Here is a 6,698-nt window from a genome sequence, read left to right as displayed (position 1 = left end):
CCTCGGTCTTGTAGATGTCCTTGATCGGATTGAAGCCGCCGTTCATGTCGCCATACAGCGTGGCGTAGCCGACCGACATCTCCGACTTGTTGCCGGTTGTCACCACCATGGCGCCGGTCTTGTTGGAGATCGCCATCAACAGCGTGCCGCGGGCGCGCGCCTGCAAATTCTCCTCGGTGATGTCGCGCTCCAGCCCTTTGAACACAGGCGCCAGAATCGTCTCGAAGCCGTTCACGGCATCGGCGATCGGCAGGATCTCGTAGCGGATGCCGAGCGCGGCGGCGAGCTTGGCGGCATCGTCGAGCGACACCTGCGCGGTGTAGCGGAACGGCAGCATCACGCCGCGCACCTTGTCGGCGCCGAGCGCATCGACCGCGATCGCCGCGCACAGCGCCGAGTCGATGCCGCCGGAGACGCCGAGCAGCACGCCGGGAAAACCGTTCTTGCGGACATAGTCGCGCAGGCCGAGCACGCAGGCCGCGTAATCGGCCTTGTCGCCCTCGAGCTGCGCCGTGATCGGCCCGTTGCAGCGCCAGCCGTCGGCGGTCTTGCGCCAGATCAGCGTCGTGACGTTCTCCTCGAACGCCGGAAGCTGCGCCGCGACGGAGAGATCGGCATTCAGCGCGAACGAGGCGCCGTCGAAGATCAGCTCGTCCTGGCCGCCGACCTCGTTGAGATAGACCAGCGGCAGTCCGCTCTCGGTGACGCGCGCCACCACGATCGACAGCCTGAGGTCGGCCTTGTCGCGGGCATAGGGCGAACCGTTCGGCACCACCAGGATCTCGGCGCCGGTCTCGGCGAGACATTCGACGACGTTCTCGTACTCTTCGGACTCCTCGAGCCAGATGTCCTCGCAGATCGGCACGCCGATGCGCACGCCGCGCACCGTCACCGGGCCCGGCGCCGGGCCACGCGCGAACAGCCGCTTCTCGTCGAACACGCCGTAGTTCGGCAGATTGGCCTTGAAGCGCAGCGCGGCGATGCGGCCGCCGTCGAGCAGCGCGCAGGCATTGTAGAGCTTGCCGTCCTCAACCCAGGGTGTGCCGATCAGCATCGCCGGGCCGCCATCCCTGGTCTCGCGCGCCAGTTCCTCGATCGCGGCGCGGCAGGCCGACTGGAACGCCGGCTTGAGCACCAGATCCTCCGGCGGATAGCCGGCGATGAACAGTTCCGACAGCACCACGAGGTCGGCGCCGTCGGCCTTGGCCGTCTCGCGCGCGGCGCGCGCCTTCGCGGCGTTGCCGGTGACGTCACCGACCGTCGGATTGAGTTGCGCCAGGGTAATCTTGATCTGTTGTTCGCTCATACGCTTAAGTTGTCCTGCACAACCGCAAACTTCAATCACCTTCCGCTCATGGTGCGATTGCAGAAATCGCACCATGACCGGCGGGAGCTTCTTTTGAGCATGATCTGATCGGAAAACCGGTTCCCACTTTTCCGGATCCTGCTCGGGATCAGAACGCGCCCATGCGTTCGGCGAGGGCGAACAGCCAGAACAGGCCGGCCATGACGAGCGCGACGCCGACCGCGGCCGAGCCCATATCCTTGACCCGCCCGATCTGCGGATCGTGATCCATGGTCAGGCGATCGGCGAGCTTCTCGATCGCGGTGTTGAGCAGCTCGATGACGAGCACCAGCACCACGGTCGCGACCAATTCGACCCGGCGCATCACGGTGGCGCCGACCAGCCAGGCCAGCGGCAGCGACAGCGCCAACGCCACCACCTCCTCGCGAATCGCCTGCTCCGAGCGAATGGCGAATGCCAGCCCGTTGCGCGAGTTGATGGTGGCTCGCCAGAACCTCAGCAAGTCACAGTCCCCAAGTCACTGCCCCAAGTCACTGTCTCAAGTCACTGCCTCAAATCACAACCCAGCGGCGGCCGGCATCGGTTTGACCTTGCCGGCGCGCTCCTGCTTCAAGAGCTCGGCGATCAGGAAGGCCATGTCGATCGACTGTTCGGCGTTGAGGCGGGGATCGCAGACCGTGTGGTAGCGGTCGTTGAGGTCCTCATCGGTGATGGCGCGCGCGCCGCCGATGCATTCGGTGACGTCCTGTCCGGTCATCTCGAGGTGCACGCCGCCGGCATGGGTGCCTTCGGCGGCGTGGATCTGGAAGAACGACCTCACCTCCGACAGCACGCGGTCGAACGGCCGCGTCTTGTAGCCCGAGGTCGAGGTGATGGTGTTGCCGTGCATCGGATCGCACGACCACACCACCTTGCGCCCTTCCCGCTGCACGGCGCGGATCAGGCCCGGCAGATGGTCGCCGACCTTGTCGGCGCCGAACCGGTTGATCAGGGTCAGGCGCCCCGGCTCATCGTCGGGATTGAGGATATCGATCAGCTTCAACAGCTCGTCCGGCTTCAGCGACGGGCCGCATTTCAGGCCGATCGGATTCTTGATGCCGCGGAAATATTCGACATGGCCGTGATCGAGCTGACGGGTGCGGTCGCCGATCCAGATCATGTGGCCGGAGGTCGCGTACCAGTCGCCGGTGGTGGAATCGACCCGCGTCATCGCCTGCTCGTAGCCGAGCAGCAGCGCCTCGTGGCTGGTGTAGAAATCGGTGGCGCGCAGCTCGGGATGGCTCTCGAGGTCGAGGCCGCAGGCGCGCATGAAGTTCAGCGCATCCGAGATGCGGTCGGCCAGCTCCTTGTAGCGGCGTGACTGCGGCGAATCCTTCAGGAAGCCGAGCATCCACTGATGCACGCTGCCGAGATTGGCGAAGCCGCCGGTCGCAAACGCGCGCAGCAGGTTCAGCGTCGCGGCGGATTGGCGATAAGCCATCAGCTGGCGCTGCGGATCGGGAATGCGCGCTTCCGGCGTGAAGGCGATGTCGTTGACGATGTCGCCGCGATAGCTCGGCAGCTCGACGTCGCCCTGCTTCTCAGTCGGCGACGAGCGCGGTTTTGCGAACTGGCCGGCGATGCGGCCGACCTTCACCACCGGCAGCGCGCCGGCATAGGTCAGCACGACCGCCATCTGCAACAGGACGCGGAAGAAGTCGCGGATGTTGTTGGCACCGTGCTCGGCAAAGCTCTCGGCGCAGTCGCCGCCCTGCAGCAGGAAGGCCTCGCCGGCGGCGACCCGCCCCAGCGCCTTCTTCAGGCTGCGCGCCTCGCCCGCGAACACCAGCGGCGGAAAGGTCGCCAGCTGGGCCTCGACATCGGCCAATGCCTTGGCATCGGGATAATCGGGCACCTGCAGCACCTTCTTGGCGCGCCAGCTATCGGGTGTCCACCGCTCGGACATAAGGTCAACTCCTGAGCAAAAACCGCAACTTAATCACGGCATGACGAAAGCCCGGCTTATACACAGGGCCCCGCTTTCCCGCTAGAAGGATTCCTGCAATCTGGTCAAGCCCTTGCAGGGAAATCCGAATTCGCATTTGGTAGAGCATAGCATGAATGCCGGGGAAATCGCCGTGGCCTCCGCCGCGCTGGACGACGTTTTTAGCGACGACATCGTCGTGCCGGCCGCAGATGGCTATCCGCTCGCCGCGACGCTGTTCCTGCCGCGCGGCACGCGGCGCCACGCCGTCCTGATCAACTCGGCGACCGCCGTGCCCCGCAAGGTCTATCGCGGCTTTGCCGGCTACCTCGCCCGCCGCGGCGCGGCGGTGCTGACCTACGACTACCGCGGCACCGGCGATAGCCGGCCGATGGCGGCGACCGGCCTCAACAAGCCGAAATCGCTCGCCGGCTTCAAGGCCACGATGGCGGACTGGGCCGCGCTCGACGCCACCGCGGCGGTGAACTGGATGCGCGAGCGCTACCGCAACCTCCCCTTCGCCTATGTCGGGCACTCCTTCAGCGGCCAAGCGCTCGGGCTCCTCGCCAACAATGCCGAGATCCCGCGCGCGCTCCTGATCGCCTCGCAGGCTGCCTATTGGAAGCTGATGGCCTCGCCCGAGCGCTACCGCGTCGTCGCCTTCCTGAACGGCGTCGGCCTGCCGCTGGCGCGCACGCTCGGCTACCTCCCCGCCTGGGCCGGCCTCGGCATGGACCTGCCGAGGGGGGCGTTCGAGCAATGGCGGAGCTGGGTGATGCGGGAGCGCTATCTGCTCGATGATGCCACGCTGACGGCGCGCGAAAATTTTCCGAAGTTCAAGGGCAAGCTCCGCGCGCTTGTCATGACCGACGACACCTGGGCAACGCGGCCAGCGGTCGAATTGCTGTGTTCCGCCTTCACGTCGATCACGCCCGAGATCATCTCGATCCGTCCCGCCGACGCCGGCGCAAAAGCGATCGGCCATCTCGGCTTCTTCCGCAGCGAACACCGCGATGCGTTGTGGCGCGGCGCTGCGGAGTGGATTGAGGCGGAGGGGTAAGCGCGGCACTCTCCGGCGTCGTCCCTGCGAAAGCAGGGACCCATACGCCGCGGCCTGTGTTGTCGTCGGGACTCGTCGTTCCAGCGCCGTGCAACAATTGAGATTTGGGGTAATGGGTCCTGGCCTTCGCCAGGACGACGATGAGGATGGTTCTCGCGCGATGCGATGCACCGCTGATGCGCAGCTCATCTCGCTGTCATCGCCCGGCTCGACCGGGCGATCCAGTATTCCAGAGACGCTGGTGCTTGAACCGAGAAGCCGCGGCGTACTGGATCATCCGCATGCGCGGGCGATGACACCAAAGAGAATGAGAGCTCGCTGCTCATTCCACACGTCGTCCCTGCGAAAGCAGGGACCCATAACCACAGGGCTGCGTGTTGAAACAGGTCGTGGCTCCAGCGCAGCAAGCCAACTGGCGGCGGCGGCTATGGGTCCCTGCTTTCGCAGGGACGACACCGCATGTATTGCGCTGCCGGTGAGTCATACTTTCGCATTCGCGCGACATCAATCGCCCGAGCCTTGCTCTTCAACTCGGATCCGCGGTCAAAATGATGGGTATCGCTTCGCTCCACCCATCCTGCCAGTTTCACACCACTTTCCTTGCCGCCGCCGTCGCCGCATCACCTGTGTTCGGCGTCCCGGTCGGCTCGATCAGCAGCAGATGGACCTCCTCCCGTGCGACCGGACGATGCTCAACGCCTTTCGGCACGATGTACATCTGGCCGGGAGTTAGCATCACGGTGCGGTCGCGCAGCTCGATGTCGAGGATGCCTTTCAGGACGAGGAAGAAGTCGTCGGTGTCGTCGTGCTTGTGCCAGACGAACTCGCCCTGCACCTTCACCACCATGACGTCGCAGGCGTTGAATTGCGCGACGGTGCGCGGCGACCAGTGATCGGAGAATGTCGACAGTTTCTGCGAAAGGTCGATCGCGCCGTTCATGATGCCTCCGGGTCCGGGCCAGCCTGCCGGACTCGTTAGCTCAGCCTTCCGACGCGCTCAATGGACGCCCCTCAATCTCTCCGGATAAGTCGTCGGCTCTCGATGGCCGTTCTTGTCGCAGGGCGTTTCGCCGTTGGCGGCCTTGCGCGCCAGCAGTTCCTTTTCGGCCTGATACCACAACTGATCCATGTTGCCGTGTGGCTCGCCGGCGTCCTTCCACAATTCGTAAGCTCGGGTCCGAATCTCCTGCTCGGATGGTCCTGGCATGCGCGGCTCCCTCAATTTGTGACTTCAAACTGTTTGAGAGTGGAACTGCCAGCATAGCGCAAGGTTCCAGGATGCGCGACATGACGCGCTGCCACGGGTGCCCATGCTGTGCACCGCACGGCCCTTCACCGCGTGTGATGGGGATATCGGCCTTGATGCACAAATTGGGCGCCAGAGGGTTGCGCTCCCGCGGTGCGCGTCGTCTTACGGAAGCAAGCTACCCCTTCTGAGGTATGAAACCTTTGCGGGCTCGTACAGACTTATCTTCATCAGGATTTTGCCGTTACCGTCCTGGGGCTAGAGACAGCGCCGCTCGCATGCATTTTAAGCGGGCGGCGTTGGGCTGTCAGGCAGGGCTCCTTGCCTGTTCCCGATCGATCGCTCCCAATTCCCATCTGCGAGTGCCTTGGCCGGGACGGCACCAGGGTCAAGGCCGGCCTGCGGGTAGCTCCCTACTCCGCCGCCTGGCGCACGTGGCGCGCGGTCGGGGTGCGCATCGTGACCAGTTCTTCCGACGCGGTCGGATGCAGCGCGATGGTGGCGTCGAAATCGGCCTTGGTCGCCTTCATTTTCACGGCGATCGCGACGGCCTGGGTGATTTCGGCGGCGCCATCGCCGACGATGTGGCAGCCGAGCACGCGGTCGCTCGCGCCGTCGACCACGAGCTTCATCAGCACGCGGGTGTCGCGGCCGGACATCGTCGCCTTGATGGGGCGGAAATCAGTCTTGTAGATGTCGACGTGGCTGAACTGCGCCCGCGCCTCTTCCTCCGTCAGACCAACGGTGCCGACCTCCGGCTGCGAGAACACCGCGGTCGGGATCGTGGCGTGGTCGACCTCGACCGGGCGCTTGCCGAACACCGTGTCGGCGAAGGCATGGCCCTCGCGGATCGCAACCGGGGTCAGATTGGTGCGGTGGGTGACATCGCCGACCGCGTAGATGTTGTCGACCGAGGTCTTCGACCAGCCGTCGACCTGGATGCCGCCATTGGCGGGATTGATGACGACGCCGGCGGTCTCCAGCCCGAGATTGGCGACATTGGGATGCCGGCCGATCGCGAACATCACCTGGTCGGAGGCGATGCTCGAGCCGCTCGACAGATGCGTGGTGAAGTCACGGCCGTGCTTGTCGATCTTCGCCACCGTGCAGCCGGTGATGATGG

The 6,698-nt window shown here is 65.0% G+C and carries 7 protein-coding genes; 1 reads left to right on the top strand and 6 read right to left on the bottom strand.

Translation table 11 applies throughout. The features are described 5' to 3' along the window. The 3 genes from PMN64_RS41190 to PMN64_RS41180 form a co-directional block, all read right to left on the bottom strand. On the bottom strand, positions 1 to 1,306 hold a 1,306-nt coding region (locus PMN64_RS41190), incomplete at its 3' end, for an NAD+ synthase (RefSeq protein WP_411784899.1). Between the two features lie 148 nt (positions 1,307 to 1,454). Further along, positions 1,455 to 1,808 carry a diacylglycerol kinase gene (locus tag PMN64_RS41185; RefSeq protein WP_028334253.1) on the bottom strand — a complete coding sequence of 118 codons (354 nt, stop codon included), beginning with the start codon at positions 1,806 to 1,808 and terminating at the stop codon, positions 1,455 to 1,457. A 54-nt stretch (positions 1,809 to 1,862) separates the two neighbouring features. Further along, on the bottom strand, positions 1,863 to 3,251 hold the full coding sequence (locus PMN64_RS41180) for a class II 3-deoxy-7-phosphoheptulonate synthase (RefSeq protein ID WP_028334252.1): 1,389 nt from the start codon (positions 3,249 to 3,251) through the stop codon (positions 1,863 to 1,865). 151 nt (positions 3,252 to 3,402) lie between these two features. Between PMN64_RS41180 and PMN64_RS41175 the strand changes: the two genes are divergently transcribed. Then, the gene (locus PMN64_RS41175) at positions 3,403 to 4,329 is read left to right on the top strand and encodes an alpha/beta fold hydrolase (protein WP_411784898.1); all 927 of its coding nucleotides are present in this window, start codon (positions 3,403 to 3,405) and stop codon (positions 4,327 to 4,329) included. Between the two features lie 586 nt (positions 4,330 to 4,915). Here the strand turns inward: PMN64_RS41175 and PMN64_RS41170 are convergent. From PMN64_RS41170 to PMN64_RS41160, 3 genes are all read right to left on the bottom strand, one after another. Continuing rightward, entirely contained in the window at positions 4,916 to 5,269 is a 354-nt protein-coding gene (locus PMN64_RS41170; RefSeq protein ID WP_411784897.1) for a cupin domain-containing protein, read from the bottom strand. A 57-nt stretch (positions 5,270 to 5,326) separates the two neighbouring features. Then, positions 5,327 to 5,536 (bottom strand): DUF2934 domain-containing protein, encoded by a 210-nt coding sequence (locus tag PMN64_RS41165; protein ID WP_035633945.1) that lies wholly within the window; start codon positions 5,534 to 5,536, stop codon positions 5,327 to 5,329. A gap of 452 nt (positions 5,537 to 5,988) precedes the next feature. Next, on the bottom strand, positions 5,989 to 6,698 hold a 710-nt coding region (locus tag PMN64_RS41160), incomplete at its 5' end, for an FAD-dependent oxidoreductase (protein ID WP_411784896.1).

It is taken from the genome of Bradyrhizobium sp. UFLA01-814, from assembly GCF_046718885.1.
Lineage (GTDB): Bacteria > Pseudomonadota > Alphaproteobacteria > Rhizobiales > Xanthobacteraceae > Bradyrhizobium > Bradyrhizobium elkanii.
Note: the sequence above shows the minus strand (reverse complement) of the source record. Positions and strands in the feature narration are given on the sequence as shown.

Coding starts and splice junctions, on each gene's coding strand:
- PMN64_RS41170 (WP_411784897.1), bottom strand. CDS start 5,269: ATGAACGGCGCGATCGACCTTTCGCAGAAACTGTCGACATTCTCCGAT.
- PMN64_RS41165 (WP_035633945.1), bottom strand. CDS start 5,536: ATGCCAGGACCATCCGAGCAGGAGATTCGGACCCGAGCTTACGAATTG.
- PMN64_RS41175 (WP_411784898.1), top strand. CDS start 3,403: ATGAATGCCGGGGAAATCGCCGTGGCCTCCGCCGCGCTGGACGACGTT.
- PMN64_RS41180 (WP_028334252.1), bottom strand. CDS start 3,251: ATGTCCGAGCGGTGGACACCCGATAGCTGGCGCGCCAAGAAGGTGCTG.